The 15,430-nt window shown below is 36.3% G+C and carries 16 protein-coding genes and 1 other annotated feature; of the genes, 15 read left to right on the plus strand and 1 reads right to left on the minus strand.

The window, feature by feature from the left end; all coding sequences use genetic code 11:
* Positions 1-326 precede the first annotated feature (326 nt).
* From abc-f to ACFSUL_RS13650, 10 genes are all read left to right on the plus strand, one after another.
* Positions 327-1,958 (plus strand): ribosomal protection-like ABC-F family protein, encoded by a 1,632-nt coding sequence (gene abc-f / locus ACFSUL_RS13605; protein WP_377936266.1) that lies wholly within the window; start codon positions 327-329, stop codon positions 1,956-1,958.
* Between the two features lie 90 nt (positions 1,959-2,048).
* On the plus strand, positions 2,049-2,303 hold the full coding sequence (locus ACFSUL_RS13610) for a hypothetical protein (protein WP_377936268.1): 255 nt from the start codon (positions 2,049-2,051) through the stop codon (positions 2,301-2,303).
* Between the two features lie 629 nt (positions 2,304-2,932).
* A complete protein-coding gene (locus tag ACFSUL_RS13615) occupies positions 2,933-3,478 on the plus strand; it encodes a MarR family transcriptional regulator (RefSeq protein ID WP_084778284.1) in 546 nt (181 codons plus the stop codon).
* Between the two features lie 19 nt (positions 3,479-3,497).
* Positions 3,498-3,720 (plus strand) — a binding site (T-box leader).
* A gap of 46 nt (positions 3,721-3,766) precedes the next feature.
* The gene (gene tyrS / locus ACFSUL_RS13620) at positions 3,767-5,011 is read left to right on the plus strand and encodes a tyrosine--tRNA ligase (RefSeq protein ID WP_377936270.1); all 1,245 of its coding nucleotides are present in this window, start codon (positions 3,767-3,769) and stop codon (positions 5,009-5,011) included.
* Positions 5,012-5,687: 676 nt separating this feature from the next.
* Positions 5,688-5,945: a hypothetical protein gene (locus ACFSUL_RS13625; protein ID WP_071411897.1), complete on the plus strand. Its 258-nt coding sequence runs from the start codon at positions 5,688-5,690 to the stop codon at positions 5,943-5,945.
* Positions 5,946-6,286: 341 nt separating this feature from the next.
* Positions 6,287-7,321 carry a DUF2332 domain-containing protein gene (locus ACFSUL_RS13630; protein ID WP_377936272.1) on the plus strand — a complete coding sequence of 345 codons (1,035 nt, stop codon included), beginning with the start codon at positions 6,287-6,289 and terminating at the stop codon, positions 7,319-7,321.
* 75 nt (positions 7,322-7,396) lie between these two features.
* Positions 7,397-7,693: a hypothetical protein gene (locus ACFSUL_RS13635; RefSeq protein WP_377936274.1), complete on the plus strand. Its 297-nt coding sequence runs from the start codon at positions 7,397-7,399 to the stop codon at positions 7,691-7,693.
* Positions 7,694-7,738: 45 nt separating this feature from the next.
* Positions 7,739-7,930 (plus strand): hypothetical protein, encoded by a 192-nt coding sequence (locus ACFSUL_RS13640; protein WP_377936276.1) that lies wholly within the window; start codon positions 7,739-7,741, stop codon positions 7,928-7,930.
* 154 nt (positions 7,931-8,084) lie between these two features.
* The gene (locus ACFSUL_RS13645) at positions 8,085-8,687 is read left to right on the plus strand and encodes a dihydrofolate reductase family protein (protein WP_377936278.1); all 603 of its coding nucleotides are present in this window, start codon (positions 8,085-8,087) and stop codon (positions 8,685-8,687) included.
* A 238-nt stretch (positions 8,688-8,925) separates the two neighbouring features.
* A complete protein-coding gene (locus ACFSUL_RS13650; RefSeq protein WP_377936280.1) occupies positions 8,926-10,161 on the plus strand; it encodes an MFS transporter in 1,236 nt (411 codons plus the stop codon).
* Here ACFSUL_RS13650 and ACFSUL_RS13655 read toward each other — a convergent pair.
* Positions 10,099-10,908: a helix-turn-helix transcriptional regulator gene (locus tag ACFSUL_RS13655; protein WP_377936282.1), complete on the minus strand. Its 810-nt coding sequence runs from the start codon at positions 10,906-10,908 to the stop codon at positions 10,099-10,101. The genes ACFSUL_RS13650 and ACFSUL_RS13655 overlap by 63 nt on opposite strands.
* Positions 10,909-11,178: 270 nt before the next feature.
* On the opposite strand from ACFSUL_RS13655, the gene ACFSUL_RS13660 reads away from it, so the two are divergent.
* The 5 genes from ACFSUL_RS13660 (at position 11,179) to ACFSUL_RS13680 (ending at position 15,429) form a co-directional block, all read left to right on the plus strand.
* Positions 11,179-11,475: a nucleotide pyrophosphohydrolase gene (locus ACFSUL_RS13660; RefSeq protein ID WP_377936284.1), complete on the plus strand. Its 297-nt coding sequence runs from the start codon at positions 11,179-11,181 to the stop codon at positions 11,473-11,475.
* A 380-nt stretch (positions 11,476-11,855) separates the two neighbouring features.
* Positions 11,856-12,689, plus strand: a complete 834-nt coding sequence (locus ACFSUL_RS13665) for an MIP/aquaporin family protein (protein WP_071411908.1) — start codon at positions 11,856-11,858, stop codon at positions 12,687-12,689.
* 25 nt (positions 12,690-12,714) lie between these two features.
* Positions 12,715-14,400 carry a propanediol/glycerol family dehydratase large subunit gene (locus ACFSUL_RS13670; protein ID WP_377936287.1) on the plus strand — a complete coding sequence of 562 codons (1,686 nt, stop codon included), beginning with the start codon at positions 12,715-12,717 and terminating at the stop codon, positions 14,398-14,400.
* Between the two features lie 19 nt (positions 14,401-14,419).
* Positions 14,420-15,007 carry a propanediol/glycerol family dehydratase medium subunit gene (locus ACFSUL_RS13675; protein WP_377936289.1) on the plus strand — a complete coding sequence of 196 codons (588 nt, stop codon included), beginning with the start codon at positions 14,420-14,422 and terminating at the stop codon, positions 15,005-15,007.
* Positions 15,007-15,429 (plus strand): diol dehydratase small subunit, encoded by a 423-nt coding sequence (locus ACFSUL_RS13680; RefSeq protein WP_071411911.1) that lies wholly within the window; start codon positions 15,007-15,009, stop codon positions 15,427-15,429. The genes ACFSUL_RS13675 and ACFSUL_RS13680 overlap by 1 nt, the downstream gene beginning before the upstream one ends.
* Position 15,430 lies beyond the last annotated feature (1 nt).

Consider the following 15,430-nt stretch of genomic DNA (forward strand, 5'->3'; position numbering starts at 1 on the left):
GAGAAGGGATGATGGGTGGACGATGATTAACTAATCTTATTTTTAAAATTTGAAATTGCATATTTCAAATCATACGAAATAGGATTAGTCTGCCTTTTTTCTCTCATTTGTGGAGCTATTAATAAAAATAGTTTATTTGGTCCTGCATTAACGGATAGTAAACTCTCTCGCCAAAGGCTTTAGGAATTGGAGAAGCATAGGTGGGGGGAAAACTGCCCATAAATGCCTGATTGAATTTTCACTTTATTATGTAATGGTACGGCTAATCCTTCCAACTAAACTGGGAGGATTTTTTTATTCTCCCTTTAAAGAGAGGGATCGATTATATGAAAGAACTAGTAAAATTAAACAATATTAGCTACGAAATAGTGGACCAACACGTTTTTAAAGGTGCAAATGCTACTGTTCAGCAAGGAGATATCATCGGTATCATTGGCAAAAATGGTGCTGGTAAATCAACGCTGTTACAATTAATGAACAATGACTTAGTTCCGACACAAGGGCAAATACAATGGCTACAGCGAGAGTTGAACATTTTTATGGTTGAACAAGAAACGGAGTCGCATTCTTCCGAGGATAAGCTCCCTTCTGAAGTCAAATTATTAGAGAAATGGCATGTGCCAACCAATGACTTCTCGCAATTGAGTGGTGGAGAAAAACTGAAAGCACGACTTGCAGAAGGTTTTTCAAAAGAGGCGGACCTTTTATTATTAGATGAACCGACAAACCATCTCGATGAGCAAAGTTTAGAGTTGCTAAAAAGCCAATTTAAGAATTATAAAGGAACGATAATTTTTGTTTCGCACGATCGTTATTTTTTAGACGCCGTTGCAACAAAAATATGGGCGATTGAAGGAAAAAAACTGATGGAACACAAAGGGAATTATTCTAGCTATATGGAGGTTCGCAAACAGAAAAGACTTACTCAGCAACGTGAATATGAAAAACAGCAAAAAATGATAGAACAAATTGAAGGGCAAATGAATGAGCTCACTTCTTGGTCGACAAAAGCTCATGCACAGTCGACGAAACAGGATGGATTTAAAGAATATTATCGCGTAAAAGCGAAGCGGACGGATGCACAAGTAAAATCTAAACAAAAGCGTCTGGAAAAAGAGCTTGAAAAAGCAAAAGTGGAACGTGTTGAGCCAGAATATACTGTACGCTTTTCCATTCAAGCAACTAACAAAGTCGGAAAACGATTTTTAGAAGTGAAGAAATTAACAAAGTCTTTTGGCGGACGAACACTATTTAAAAACGTTAATTTTACGATTCAACATGGGGAGAAGGTTTCCATAGTAGGTCCAAATGGTAGTGGAAAGACGACATTATTAAAAGTACTTGTTGGGATTGAGCCAGCTGAAGGCGATGTATGGATTTCCCCATCTGCAAAAATTGGCTATTTAACGCAAGAAGTATTTGATTTACCACTTGACCAAACACCTGAGCAGCTTTTTCATAAAGAAACATTTGAGGAGAGAGGGAAAGTCCAAACGCTCATGAAGCATTTAGGGTTTATGGCGTCTCAATGGACAGAACCGATTCGGAATATGAGCATGGGAGAGCGTGTTAAGTGCAAGTTAATGGCATATATAATAGAAGAAAAAGATGTGCTTATTTTGGATGAGCCGACGAATCATCTCGACTTAGCTTCACGTGAACAACTGGAAGATACGTTAGCGCAGTATAATGGAACGCTAATCGTCGTTTCACATGATCGCTATTTTCTCGAAAAAACAACGGATAGTAAACTCGTTATTTCGAACAATCGTATACAAAAACAATGGAAAGAAGCAACGCCAAAAAGAGATGACCAAGATGAATTACGTTTAAAGCTTGAAACAGAGAGACAAGAAATTTTAGGGAAACTTAGCTTCATGACACCAAATGATGAAGCGTACAAAGAACTTGATAAGAAATTTATAGAGCTTACCAAACGGATAAAGGAACTTTCGTGATGAATAGACTACAGTAAACCTTATCTATCCGTAAAAGTACGTGATAAAATATAATAAAGAAATTAAGATTGATACAAAGGAGGTTTAATTATGGCTATAAATAATGAAAAATTAGTTGAAATGGTAAAGAAACTACCACAATCTGCTAAAAAATCAGCATATGATTATTTGAAATTTTTAACTATAAGTCATATTCGCCCGGATTGGGATGAAATTAGTGAATTGACACCAGATGAAACCCCTTTGAGTGAAGAAGAAGAACGTCAACTAAAGCATAACTCGGAGTTTGTGTCCTGGGAGGAAGCCATGAATGAGCTTAACTTACCAGCTGACACTCAGTCGTGAATCAATTAAATTTCTAAAAAAACAAGAAAAATCTGTTCAATTAAGAATAAGCAAGGCTTTAAAAGGACTGACCATATAACCGCCTATAGGTGATATAAAACCGTTAAAGGGTAAAAAGGGAATATTAAGATTAAGGGTTGGAACATACAGAACTATATTTGAAATTAACCATAGTGAGAAAATAGTTTATATACTAACTATTGATAATCGTGGAGATGTATATAAATAATCTAAAAAGACCATTAACAATTTAATTGTAGTGGTCTTTTTACTTTGCACACTTGCTTCCCGAAAAAATCTGTAGAAAATTATACATGAAATGACTTAGGTAGAGATTTAACTAATAGGGCATTGATTTTAGGTTGGTGGTAAAAATAAAGTACATAATATTCAGTAAATCCGAAACCTTTTCGGTTAGGATTTCGTAGGAAAGTTATTGAGGGAGGGGTTTTGGTGGAAGGGTCATTGGCGGGACGATTATATCAGCTATCGTAATGGCAATAATAGTATGGGGTGCGAGTATAATTAGTTCCTTTTCATATAGTTAAAGAAGAAAGAATGAAAAGCTACCACATTCTCTTTTTGTATTGCAAAGATATATCTTTTTTGCTAATATCGTTTCAAAGCTAATGATTACGAAAATTCAAAGAGAGGTGGTTGTCATTCATTCCTTTAATGATGACGGGGAATTGTTATCTGACGAGAAAGATACAATGAACCTTTTAGCTAAGCTTCCTTTGGATTCACTTGATTTAGATGCTATTTCAGTTGTTACGAATATTTATAGAGTGGCTCAAGGACTAAGAAACAAAATGGAGCGTGAAGTTTTATCGGAGTTTGGGCTATCTTGGACTTCCTTTTCATTGCTTTATGATCTATGGATTTGGAAATCGATAGAAACAAAAAAGTTAGCAAAGTCGGCTGGAGTTACAAAAGCAACGATAAGCAATGTTACAAAAACATTGGAACGAAAAGAACTTTGTTATCGAAAAGTTGATAACAGGGATAGACGAATCACTTACGTTGCGATAACGGATAAGGGAAAAGAAGTGATGGAAAGATTATATCCTCCATTTCATAAAGGGGAAGTGGAAATTGTTTCAGGACTAACTGTGGATGAGCAAAAAAATACTTCGAAGTTACTTAGAACGATAATTAGAGAGAATAACTTTTAATGAACAATAATAAAATAGTTGTAAAGTGATGACAGGACATTCAGTAGTAGTTATCTCACTGCATACAGAGAGTCGATGGGTGGTGCGAATCGGCGCAAAGATAAATACGAATTACATTCCTTGAGCTTTCTTTGTGAACGAAAATATAGCAAAGAACGGACGAGCCGTTAATCGTTGAGTGGGAGGATTAAATCCTTCAATTAGGGTGGTACCGCGTGCAAAAGTTAAACCACGTCCCTTTTTCTTAGGGATGTGGTTTTTTTATATTTATTTTTAGGAGGAAAGAGAATGAGTGATTTTATTAAACAATTAAATGAGGAACAACTAACAGAAGTAAAGAGACAAATGACCATTTACAGCCAAGGTGTTCAAGAAATTATTCCAACCGAAGAATTAAAAAACAAGGTAGCAAAGTCAATAATAGAGAATAAACCACTTAAGATAAAATTAGGATTAGACCCTTCTGCTCCAGATGTACACCTTGGACATACCGTGGTTCTTAACAAGATGAGGCAGTTTCAGGAGAATGGTCATATTATCCAACTCATTATTGGCGATTTCACTGGGAAAATTGGGGATCCAACAGGTAAATCAGTGGCAAGAAAACAATTAACCGACGAAGAAGTAAAGCATAATGCGAAAACATACTTCGAGCAATTTGCAAAGGTAATCGACATGGAAAAGGTTGAACTACATTATAACTCCAAATGGTTGTCTACATTAAATTTTGAAGATGTCATCCAACTTGCAGGAAAAATAACAGTAGCACGCCTATTAGAACGAGATGATTTTGAAGAACGAATTGCTTCTGGCAAGGCTATTTCCCTACACGAATTCTTTTACCCTTTAATGCAAGGATATGATTCTGTAAAGTTAGAATGTGATATTGAACTTGGTGGAACAGACCAGCATTTCAATATTTTAATGGGAAGGCACTTTCAAGAGAGATTTGGAAAAGAAAAGCAAGTGGCTTTGTTAATGCCATTATTAGAAGGGCTTGACGGTGTTGATAAAATGTCTAAATCAAAGAACAACTACATCGGTATTGACGAAAGCCCGCAAGAAATGTACGGGAAAGCAATGTCAATCCCTGATGAATTAATGGTTAAATACTTTGAACTAATAACAGATTTTACTCCAGAACAAATTCAAAAAGTAAAAGAGGACCTTAAAACAGGTGTATTGCACCCGAGGGATGCAAAGATGTTATTGGGGAAAACAATTGTTAGAATGTACCACGGGATGGAAGCAGCAAGCAAAGCAGAGCAGCATTTCGTCTCTGTTTTCCAACGAGGTACATTACCTGACGAGATTCCAGAAGTGAAGTGGAACGGAAATGTTGACACACCAGTTATTAATTTACTTGTTGATTTACAATTATTAAACTCAAAAAGTGAAGCCCGAAGAATGATTGAAAATAGAGGAGTAAAAATAAATGGAGACAGGGTTGAGGATACCAATTTAAAAGTAGCTATTACTGATGGCTTAATAATACAAGTTGGTAAACGAAAGTTTGTAAAGATAAAAAGGTAATGAACTTAATGTTGTACCTTTAGGATATCGTTTATTCAACTAAGGGGACAAGAGGTAGAAAAGAGGCTGGGACAAATGTGCTCTAGGTGAATAAAAATTCGAACTAATTCTTTCATTTGAAGGGAAATTAGTTCGGATTTTTTTATAAGTCTTCATAAAACTTGTTGTTCTTTTTAACTTGTTCTAGCTGTTGATTGGAGTGCAAGACGAAGACTCCTGCGGGAAAAGCGGAACAGGTGAGACCCCGCAAGAGCGCAGCGCATGTTTAGCTCCAGTGGCTAACTCGCTATGAAAAAGATGAAATACCCTAAAGGCAAAAAGCGCCTTTTGGGTATTTCCCTATTTTCTTCACGAGCTGACCAAGCCACTTCCGCTTTTCTCGGAGGCTCACCGACCGCCCGCGGAAAGCGAAGTCTTGACACGGAAATCAACAGCGGTGTGTAACAGCGATTACGAAATAATTTAATCTGATATTATTCGTCTTTAGGGGATAGTATGTTAGTTATGTCCCAACCTCTTTCAATTTTACGGAAAATAATTGGGATATTATGTTAGAATTGGAATGTAAGATCCTTCGTTAAAGGGGTAGTGGTGTTTAACAAGGGAGGGTTTACTGATTTTGGATTATAAAAAAATAAATATATGAATCTATCTGAGACAGAAGGGAGATAAAAAAATGAATAAAAATACTATATGGTCTTTCGTACACATTGTAATTTTTCTTATACTCTTCCTCTTAATGACCAGTGGGATTTCTCTCGGATCCTTTGGAAGAGTGATGATTATATGGATGGTATTATCACCGATTTTTGGTTTTGTTCACGCTCTTAAAGGTGGGAATTGGATAAAGTGGGTATTAATGAGCTTGAATATTATTGCTTTTATTATAATTCTTTCTTTACTTCTCTTAGGGTTTGGAATGGGAGAAGCATAATCAATATTACGCTAAACCGTGCTTATCTTTAGTAATGTAAATACTCCTTTTTCAACGAAAGAAACAGAATAGTTGCGGAAGAAGATTCGTAGTTTAGCTATAGTAACACTAACTTGTTTATCATTGCACTAGCGATTTTGGGTATTGGTCGCCAAAAAAGTAAAGTAGGTTAACGATAGATTTTTCGCTGCATAGTTTATGTCTTCTACTGTCTTGACGATGCATATTAACTTTTTGTATGTATTTGGCACTTTTGTGGGGCTGTTATTAAACCAAGGGGAATAGTGAGTTGGTGGAGAAAATATATATAGCATCTTTTTTTTACAGATGGGGGAGTTCTTATGCTGGATAAGGAAGTTTTGTCTCAGAGTTTTTTGACCTTTGCCAGAGATGAGTGTAAAGGCTCTAGCTTATTATATGAATATTTGTCATTAGAAATATCGAGGGAAGATACTCTTCTAGATTTATGCAAAAATGCAAGTAACGGACAGCCTGTTCCCAATCTACTTTTTGGTGCAGTACATTACCTTTTACTAAAAGGAACCGACCACAAGTTAAAAGAATATTACCCTAGTATCGTAAATAAGGTTAAGCCATATGAGGAATCATTTAAATACTTTAAAGCTTTTTGTAGTGAATACCATAATGAAATTAGATCCATTCTTAAAACAAGGCTTGTTCAAACGAATGAGGTTCGAAGATGTGCATACCTTTATCCAGCTTTTTGTTATATCTACGAAAAGACTAAAAAACCATTGGCACTCATAGAAATTGGAACTAGTTCGGGATTGCAGCTTCTATGGGATAAGTATTCATATTCATACGGGTCAAATGAGATGTATGGAAATAAAGAATCTAAACTGAACATTACTGCAAAGATAGTGGGAGAAAATACTCCACGTCTACATTCAACTCCGCCTCCAGTTTCAACGAGGATTGGTTTGGATCTAAATACGATTGATTTAAATGATGAGGAGGAGAAGTTGTGGCTTAAATCTTTAATATGGCCTGAGCATAAAGAGAGACTATCGATGTTTGAACATGCTATCAATTACATCAAGGAGTATCCAGTTCATTTGATTGAAGGGGATGGGATTAGCTTACTAGCTGAATATAGTGATAGGATCCTAGAAGACAGTGTAATTTGTATTTTTCATACTCACGTAGCCAACCAAATGTCATTAGAGACAAAAAAACAGCTTCTACGTACTGTCAAATCTATTGGTAATGACCGAGATGTCTTTCATATTTACAATAACATGCAAGACAGAAATTTACACCTCGATTATTATGTAGATGGTGTGGAAAGCAACCAAATGATTGCTGAAACAGATGGTCACGGTAGATGGTTTAAATGGTTATGTAACAGTGAATAAACATTCTGAAATACAAACTAAAAGGGAAAAGAGTGTTCCGATTTTAGAAATGGGTCTTTTAAAAAGGTGGGATGTATGTTGGATGACTCCAATTTAAACATTATTGTTGGATTTATATTACCAATGTTATTAATAGTGGGTTCGGTTTATTGGACGATAAAAATTTCTTATTCAAAACGATTTATACCGGCTATTATGCTTATTTTACTAGCTATTTTCGTTTTTTTACTCCCGCTAATTTTTGCTTCTTTTGATGTTATGGAGGGGGATTTTGGTATAGCAATTACAAGTATATATTTTTCTATTGCACTTTTATTTGGTTCTTTAGTAAACCTTATAGTGATTTTCACTTTAAAGAGAAGTAGGACCTAATTTACTTTAACAGAAGCGTACTTTTTTGGGGGTTCCCTTGCTTTTTTGGAGGTGGTTGAGTTTAATAAAAAGGTAAGAGTGATGGTTGGATTAGTTGGTTGCTTCCTTCTATGCATGAATGGACTATATCATTTAACGACTGGGAGCTTATGGTTCGTTCCTATAATACTTGCAATTGGTGGCTTTATTGGATGTATCGAAGGAATTATTGAATGGAGAAAAATGGACGTTTTTTAGTGGGCGATTGCTGAACAAGAAGCAGTCGCTTTTTATGTGAAGGGGCAGCATTCGTTGAATAACAACCGTAACGTTATTCACGAAATAAATGCAGCAAGTAATAAAAAACTTATCAGGAGAAACAATATCTAAATAAGTAAATGGAGGAAGAATTATGTCTAATAACGTAAGACCAAGAAGAATAATTTTAGATTTAGCAGTTACTTTAGATGGTTTTATTGAAGGGGAAAATGGGGAAGTTGATTGGTGCATCATGGATTCGGAGATGGGGTTTATTCATTTCTTAAATCAAATTGATACTATCTTATATGGAAGAAAAAGCTACGACTTATGGGGACAATTTACTCCAGGAATGGAAGATTCGGATACGGAAAAAGAAATGTGGGAATTAGTCCATAGTAAAGAGAAATATGTGTTTTCTAGAACGAAAAAAGGGACTAATAATCAAGCAACATTCATAAATGATAATATTCTTGAAGAAGTGAATAAATTAAAGAATAAGCCTGGTAAAGACATCTGGCTATATGGTGGAGCAAGTCTTATTACAAATTTTATCAACTTAGGGCTTGTTGATGAATTTAGATTATCTGTTCATCCTGTTATTTTAGGAGAAGGAAAACCGTTGTTTACTGATATAAAACAAAGGATGAATTTAAAATTGGTTAATACAAGAACATTCTCCTCTGGAGTTGTGCAACTAATCTATCGCACGAATGGAATTAATAATATTGTAGATTCCAAAGATGAAATAAAATAAAGTCATTAGGAAATTCTCGGTAGTAATTGTTCTTCTTCAAGCAATCGCTTTTTTATTGAAATAAAATGGTAGCACATTATTTCCAGCATCGCCGTTTAGCGGAACAAAATCAGTAAAATAAACACGGATTAGAAAACATTATATATTCCAAGCTTACGAGATATTGCTTTTCATTATAGCAATAATCAAGCAGACGGTTACTTCCTTTTTTTCTATAATTGCCCATGAGGTGATTAGAGTGTTTAAAACGGTATGGAAAAACAAGAATATAAGGAACTATTTGCTTGGTGGAGGTATCTCTAGGCTTGGGGATGTTTTGTCAGGAATGGCTTTTCTCTTTTTGGCTTATGATCTAACAGGTTCTAAGGTCCATACAACGGGAATGGCTATTGCCGAGACCTTCCCTTATTTATTGTTTGGTCTCATTGGGGGAGTTATGGCAGATTGGCTGCCGAAGAAAAAGTTGTTGATCGTGTTAGATATTATTCGAATTCCGTTGCTGTTCTCTATTGTATGTTTATACTACTTTGATTTGCTTTCTTATTTTTACTTGTTAGTCGTGAGTTTTCTCATTCAAACCATTGGTTGCTTTTTTAATCCAACGCATCGAACGGTGTTGCCATTAATAACAAAAGAAGAAGAAAGAACGGAAGCAAATAGCTTACATGACACCTTATTAAGAGGGGTGACTGTTTTAAGTCCCTTTTTATCTGTCTGGCTTTTGAGAAGTTACGGTGCAATCCATTTCTTCACTTTTGATGCGTTATCGTATGCAGTTAGTGCCTACTACATTTCCCGGGTAAATATAAAGGAAAAGCAACAAGTCATCAATAAGTCATGGAAAAAAGTGTTTCGTTCTATTGGAGAATTTGCTTCTTGGGCGAAAGCACACGCTACGATTAGGCAACTTTTTCTTTTTACATTCATGACGGTGTTTTTTAACACGTGGGTATGGGAAGTGGGACTTTTACTTGCATTAACGGAAATGAGTTCAAAAAGTGAAGAACTGTATAGTATTATACAAGGAATATTTGGAGGAGTAGTGATACTAACCAATATCATTCTCCCCATTTTCTTTAAAAAAATGACGCTTCTACTCTATCTTGTTGGGGCAGCTATTTGGGGAGTTGGAATAACTTACTATGGACTGTTTTATAGTATTGAACACTTTTTTATTGGTTGCGCAATAGTAGGGATTGGATTACCAATAGCTGGTCTATCACGCATTTACCTTATTCAATCACTTGTACCGGAAGAGAAAATGGGAAGAGCATTTAGCACAAATTCTGTTTTATTATATCTTTCCAATACAGTTTCTTTAGTAATCTACGGATCTCTCGTATCCATCATTTCCATCCAACAATTAATGATTATTAGCGGTATCCTTATTGTGCTAACAAGTGTTATAGGGTTAACTGTTGCTATGAATAAAGCGAAATTCCGTCGGCGTTTTACGATACACTTTTTTAAATAAATGGTTGTAGCTAGAAACACTTGTAAACCCATGTTCAAGAGCAATTGTTAAAATTGATTGATTCGTGAATAGAAGTGCTCTCTGTGTTTTAAATAAACGATATAACTGAAGCCAGGAATATGGAGAAAGTCCCGTTTCTTTTTTGAAAAGGTGAGCAAACTGATATTTCCCCATTCTTGCGATTGTAGACATCTGATCCAATGTCCACTCTTCTTGATAGCTTTCCTTTAGCGCATTTATAACATCATTTATATTTTCCTTGCTTATGATGGTAGGAAACTGACTTTGATGGGAACCTGCACCGTATTGAAGCATTAAGATCGAAACTTGCGTTAAACTATTTTCAAGGAAGAGTTGATTAGGCATTGGATTAGCATCTTCGTTCATTATTAAAAAATCCCTAATAAATGATGTCCATTGAATAATTTGGGGATGTCGATAAGAAAGTAACGAAAACTCTGGCTCTAACAGTTTAATTCCTAACTGCTCTGCCGTTTTTTGAAGTAAGGATGGTTGTATTTCAACAAGAAATTTTTCCCTCGTTGCCTTTAGTTGTTTATGTTCTTCATTTGGATTAAAAATAACGAATTCATTTTCACCGATAGAAATATCGCCTTTATTTAGCTGATATTCTGTTTTGCCAAACGGAGAAAAAATAAGTTTATAGGTAGCATCGCTTCTCCAGTCTCGTTCATCTAAGTGATGGTGACGTTTGAGAAGAAGGCCATCACGGTTGTTTACGATCATTTTCATTCTCCTTATTTACTAGAAATTCAATTGGAATTTTACTTTATCATACTATTTTACTTTATTCCTAAGATGACTATTCTTGAACGTTACGTATCCTTCATTTTTCTTCAAACACCTCTAATGAAAACAACACCCCTAATTGTTAATTCAACACTTTGTTTATTCTTCCTTCATAAGAAACAATAAATTTTTGTCGTTCTTTCCCACGGGTAACTTTGTTGTTTTGATAGAATAGTAGAGTAACCTACATAGATTGGAGATGGGACCATGAAGGAAATGTATCAAGAAATCATAAAATTTAGGGACGAGCGTGGCTGGAAGGGAAACCACAATGTAAAGGACCTCGCGATTTCCATTTCTTTAGAGGCAAGTGAACTACTAGAAAACTTCCAATGGAAAAGTAGTGAAGAAGCCATAAAAGATACCCCGCAAAACATGAAAGAAGAAATGGCAGACGTACTCATTTACTTAATTCAAATGGCCGATAAGTTAGATGTTGATTTGGAAAAAGAAGTATTTGAAAAGTTAAAGAAGAATGCGTTGAAGTATCCTGTGGAATCGTAAAGAAAAGGAACAATTATTTTTTAGAGAAAAGCTGAGCTCCTGTAAAAGGGAATTCAGCTTTTTTATGTGACAAAACAAAAACAGTAAAAGGTTTTATGTATGAAAATTAAAGGAGGAATGTTCGTAAGTAGTATTCTCTTTTAAAATTCCCTTATTAGGAAAATCCAGATGAGGCTCTCAGTAGAAATGCTTTAAGAATATTCCAAATATGTTCAATTACAGAGAGATTATACTAATAACATGGTATTTATAATCCTAAATAGCGAGAGAAAAGTAATTAAAATCCAAAACAATGTAATTTTTCTTTAAAGACAAAGGTGAAAACTAATAATAGACTTAATATATGGATTATTCAGAAAAATGGGAAAGGAGGTTGGTTAGTGAAGACACCAAAAGGAGAAGTGATTGCCGAGTTTATTGGGAGCTTTCTTCTTATCTTTATTGGAGCTGGATGTGTAGCTAGTTTAGTACTTAATGGCAGTGCGTTTGGAATGTGGGAGATTTCTATTATATGGGGACTAGGAATTGCATTAGCTCTCTATATGACAGCAGCCATTTCAGGTGCTCATATTAATCCGGCTGTAACTCTTTCTTTAGCACTATATCGTAAATTTCCTTGGGCAAAGTTCTTTCCCTATGTTTGTGCCCAGTTAGCTGGAACATTTACAGGAGCAGCTGTTGTTTATTTATTGTACTTTCAAGCATTTTCATCCTATCAAAAGTCCAATGGAATCTTGATTGGGAGTAAAGAAAGTCAAGAACTTGCAAGTATTTTTGCTACTTATCCAGCTCCCTATTTAAATTGGCTGAGTGCTGGACTAATTGAAATGGCTATTACAGCAGTGTTAATTGCAGGCATTCTTTCTTTTATTGATGAACGAAATGCATTTGCTCCCCCAAAATTTTTATTTCCCCTGGCCGTAGGACTCCTCGTGGCCATACTAGGAGGAGCATTTGGTAGCTTAACTGGATTTGCAATGAATCCAGCAAGAGATTTTGGACCAAGACTTTTCACTTTTATTGCAGGGTGGGGAAAAGTAGCGCTACCAGCAACTGATTTTTACTTTTTAATCCCGATTATTGCCCCTTTGATAGGAGCGGTTATTGGTGGAGCAGCATATGACCGCCTCATTTCTAAATATTTGCCTAACGAAGAGAAAAATCCCGAAGAACTTGTAGTAGATGCTAAGGAGCAGGACAGTCAGATTGTCTAATAAAAATAGTAAAGGAGTTGTTTCTTTGAAAAATTCAACAGTAACGTCAAAACGTTCCAAACGATTTCAGGTACTAGAGGATCGTCCAGTTAACAAAGATGGATTTGTGCAGGAGTGGCCAGAACAAGGATTTGTCGCAATGTCTAGTCCGCATGATCCAACACCCTCTCTTGTCATAAAAGAAGGAAAGATAGTGGAATTAGATGGAAAGCCTCGTGAGGAATTTGATATGCTTGATCAATTTATTGCAGACTATACGATTGATGTTTCTGTAGCTGAAAAGGTTATGAAAATGGATAGTGTAGAGATTGCAAGAAAACTAGTGGATATTAATGTATCCCGTACGGAGGTATTAAACGTTGTAAAAGGGATGACACCAGCCAAAGTTGTGGAAGTGCTGAATCAGCTAAATGTAGTAGAGATGATGATGGCTCTTCAAAAAATGAGAGCAAGAAAGAAACCATCTAATCAATGTCATGTTACGAATGTTCGGGATAACCCTGTTCTTATGGCTGCAGATGCTGCAGAAGCAGGAATTCGTGGGTTTGATGAGCAGGAAACAACCGTTGGAATTGTTCGTTATGCCCCTTTTAATGCACTAGCTCTTCTTGTAGGGTCGCAAACTGCTAGAAAAGGAATATTAACACAGGATGCTCTGGAGGAAGCGACGGAGCTACGTCTAGCAATGTTAGGCCTTACCACATACGCTGAAACAATTTCTATATATGGAACGGAATCTGTTTTTATGGACGGAGATGACACACCTTGGTCCAAGTCGTTTCTTGCTTCTGCTTATGCTTCCCGTGGGGCAAAAATGCGTTTTACGTCAGGAACTGGATCAGAGGTTCAAATGGCGGGTGCAGAAGGGAAATCGATGCTTTATTTGGAAGTACGTTGTGTCATGATGGCTAAAGGAGCTGGTGTTCAAGGTTTACAAAACGGCTCTATTAGTTGTATTGGTATACCAGCTTCCGTACCTAGTGGGATTCGAGCCGTGCTTGCTGAAAACCTAGCAACAACTATGTTTGATCTAGAAGTTGCTTCTGGCAATGACCAAACCTTTTCTCATTCAGAAATTCGCCGAAGTGCAAAAATGCTTTGTCAAATGCTTCCTGGAACAGACTTTATTTTTTCTGGTTTCAGTGCAGTACCAAACAGTGATGATATGTTTGCAGGCTCGAATATGGATTCTTCCGATTTAGACGATTACTTAGTTATCCAGAGAGATATGATGGTGGATGGTGGATTAAAGCCAGTTGAAGAAGAGGAAGTAATCGAAGTTCGTTATAAGGCAGCAAAAGCGATGCAGGCTATCTTTGAAGAATTAGGTTTCCCTCAGATTACAGAGGAAGAAGTGGAAGCAGCCACCTATGCGAATGGCAGTGAAGACATGCCAAAACGAAATGTAGTGGAAGATTTGAAAGCAGCTCAAAGAATATTAGAGGAAGGAATAACTGGCTTTGATATTTCGCTTGTTTTGTCCAAAAAGGGCTATAAAGAAACGGCTGAACGAATTTTTGATATGTTAAAACATAAAGTAGCTGGGGATTATCTACACACGTCGGCGATTATTGATTCCGATAATATTGTTATTAGTGCAGTAAATAATGAAAACGATTACAATGGTCCAGGGACAGGTTATCGTCTTGAAGGGAAACGATGGGAAGAAATAAAAAATATTAGACAAGCGATTAGCCCTAATGATTATTAAATAAGAAAGGGGAGACAACATGGCTGTCGAGACATTCACTATTGAGATGAATTTAATTGATCGAGAAGTAGCTAAATCGAGCTCAAATGCTAAAGAGGTTGTTATCGCTATTTCTCCTGCTTTTGGTAGAGAGCTTAGCAAAACCATTATAAAAGTAGATCATGCATTAGTGTTAAGAGAAATTGTTTCGGGGATTGAAGAACAAGGAGGAATTCCTCGGATTATTCGTAGTTATCAGACGTCGGACTTAGCTTTTATGGGACATCAAGCAGCCAAGTTAAGTGGATCTGGTATCGGGGTTGGCCTACAGTCTAGGGGAACAACAGTTATTCATCAAAAAGACCTCGATCCTTTGAGTAACCTTGAATTATTCCCACAGTCGCCATCTATGACTTTAGAAACATACCGTGCAATTGGTAGAAATGCCGCTCTTTATGCACTAGGTCAAAGTGTCGATCCTGTCCCATCTGTCAATGATCAGATGGCAAGGCCAAGATTTCAAGCGATTGCTGCTATTTTATATTTAAGAGAGGCAGAGCATGTTGTAAAAAATAAAAAGCCGATGGAAGTTGAGTGGAATTTTTCTATTAAAGAAGGGGGCAAATAATGAGTAAATTAACACGAGCAGATTATCCTCTTGGACAAAAAAGAGCAGATTTAATTTATACTCCTACCAAAAAGTCATATGAAGAATTAACACTAGATGCCGCAATAAAAGGAGAGATTTCAAGCAGCGACCTCCGAATTAGTCCTGAAACCTTACGGATGCATGCTGAAATCTCAGAAAGCCTTCAGAGAGAGCAATTGGGGCAAAATTTCCGCCGAGCTGCCGAACTCATTAAAATTTCAGATGAAAGAATACTTGAAATTTATAACGCGCTTAGACCAAATCGTTCAACAAAAGAAGAGTTGTTAGCCATTGCAGACGAGTTGGAAAATGAATATGAAGCTGTTGAAAATGCAAAGTTAGTGCTTGAAGCAGCGGAAGTCTATGAAAGACGGGGGATTTTGCGACAAGAAGGAGAGTAGT

It is taken from the genome of Bacillus seohaeanensis (assembly GCF_042684945.1).
GTDB classification, from domain to species: Bacteria; Bacillota; Bacilli; order Bacillales; family Bacillaceae_B; genus Rossellomorea; species Rossellomorea seohaeanensis.

Coding starts and splice junctions, on each gene's coding strand:
- abc-f (WP_377936266.1), top strand. CDS start 327: ATGAAAGAACTAGTAAAATTAAACAATATTAGCTACGAAATAGTGGAC.
- ACFSUL_RS13610 (WP_377936268.1), top strand. CDS start 2,049: ATGGCTATAAATAATGAAAAATTAGTTGAAATGGTAAAGAAACTACCA.
- ACFSUL_RS13615 (WP_084778284.1), top strand. CDS start 2,933: ATGATTACGAAAATTCAAAGAGAGGTGGTTGTCATTCATTCCTTTAAT.
- tyrS (WP_377936270.1), top strand. CDS start 3,767: ATGAGTGATTTTATTAAACAATTAAATGAGGAACAACTAACAGAAGTA.
- ACFSUL_RS13625 (WP_071411897.1), top strand. CDS start 5,688: ATGAATAAAAATACTATATGGTCTTTCGTACACATTGTAATTTTTCTT.
- ACFSUL_RS13630 (WP_377936272.1), top strand. CDS start 6,287: ATGCTGGATAAGGAAGTTTTGTCTCAGAGTTTTTTGACCTTTGCCAGA.
- ACFSUL_RS13635 (WP_377936274.1), top strand. CDS start 7,397: ATGTTGGATGACTCCAATTTAAACATTATTGTTGGATTTATATTACCA.
- ACFSUL_RS13645 (WP_377936278.1), top strand. CDS start 8,085: ATGTCTAATAACGTAAGACCAAGAAGAATAATTTTAGATTTAGCAGTT.
- ACFSUL_RS13655 (WP_377936282.1), bottom strand. CDS start 10,908: ATGATCGTAAACAACCGTGATGGCCTTCTTCTCAAACGTCACCATCAC.
- ACFSUL_RS13660 (WP_377936284.1), top strand. CDS start 11,179: ATGAAGGAAATGTATCAAGAAATCATAAAATTTAGGGACGAGCGTGGC.
- ACFSUL_RS13675 (WP_377936289.1), top strand. CDS start 14,420: ATGGCTGTCGAGACATTCACTATTGAGATGAATTTAATTGATCGAGAA.
- ACFSUL_RS13680 (WP_071411911.1), top strand. CDS start 15,007: ATGAGTAAATTAACACGAGCAGATTATCCTCTTGGACAAAAAAGAGCA.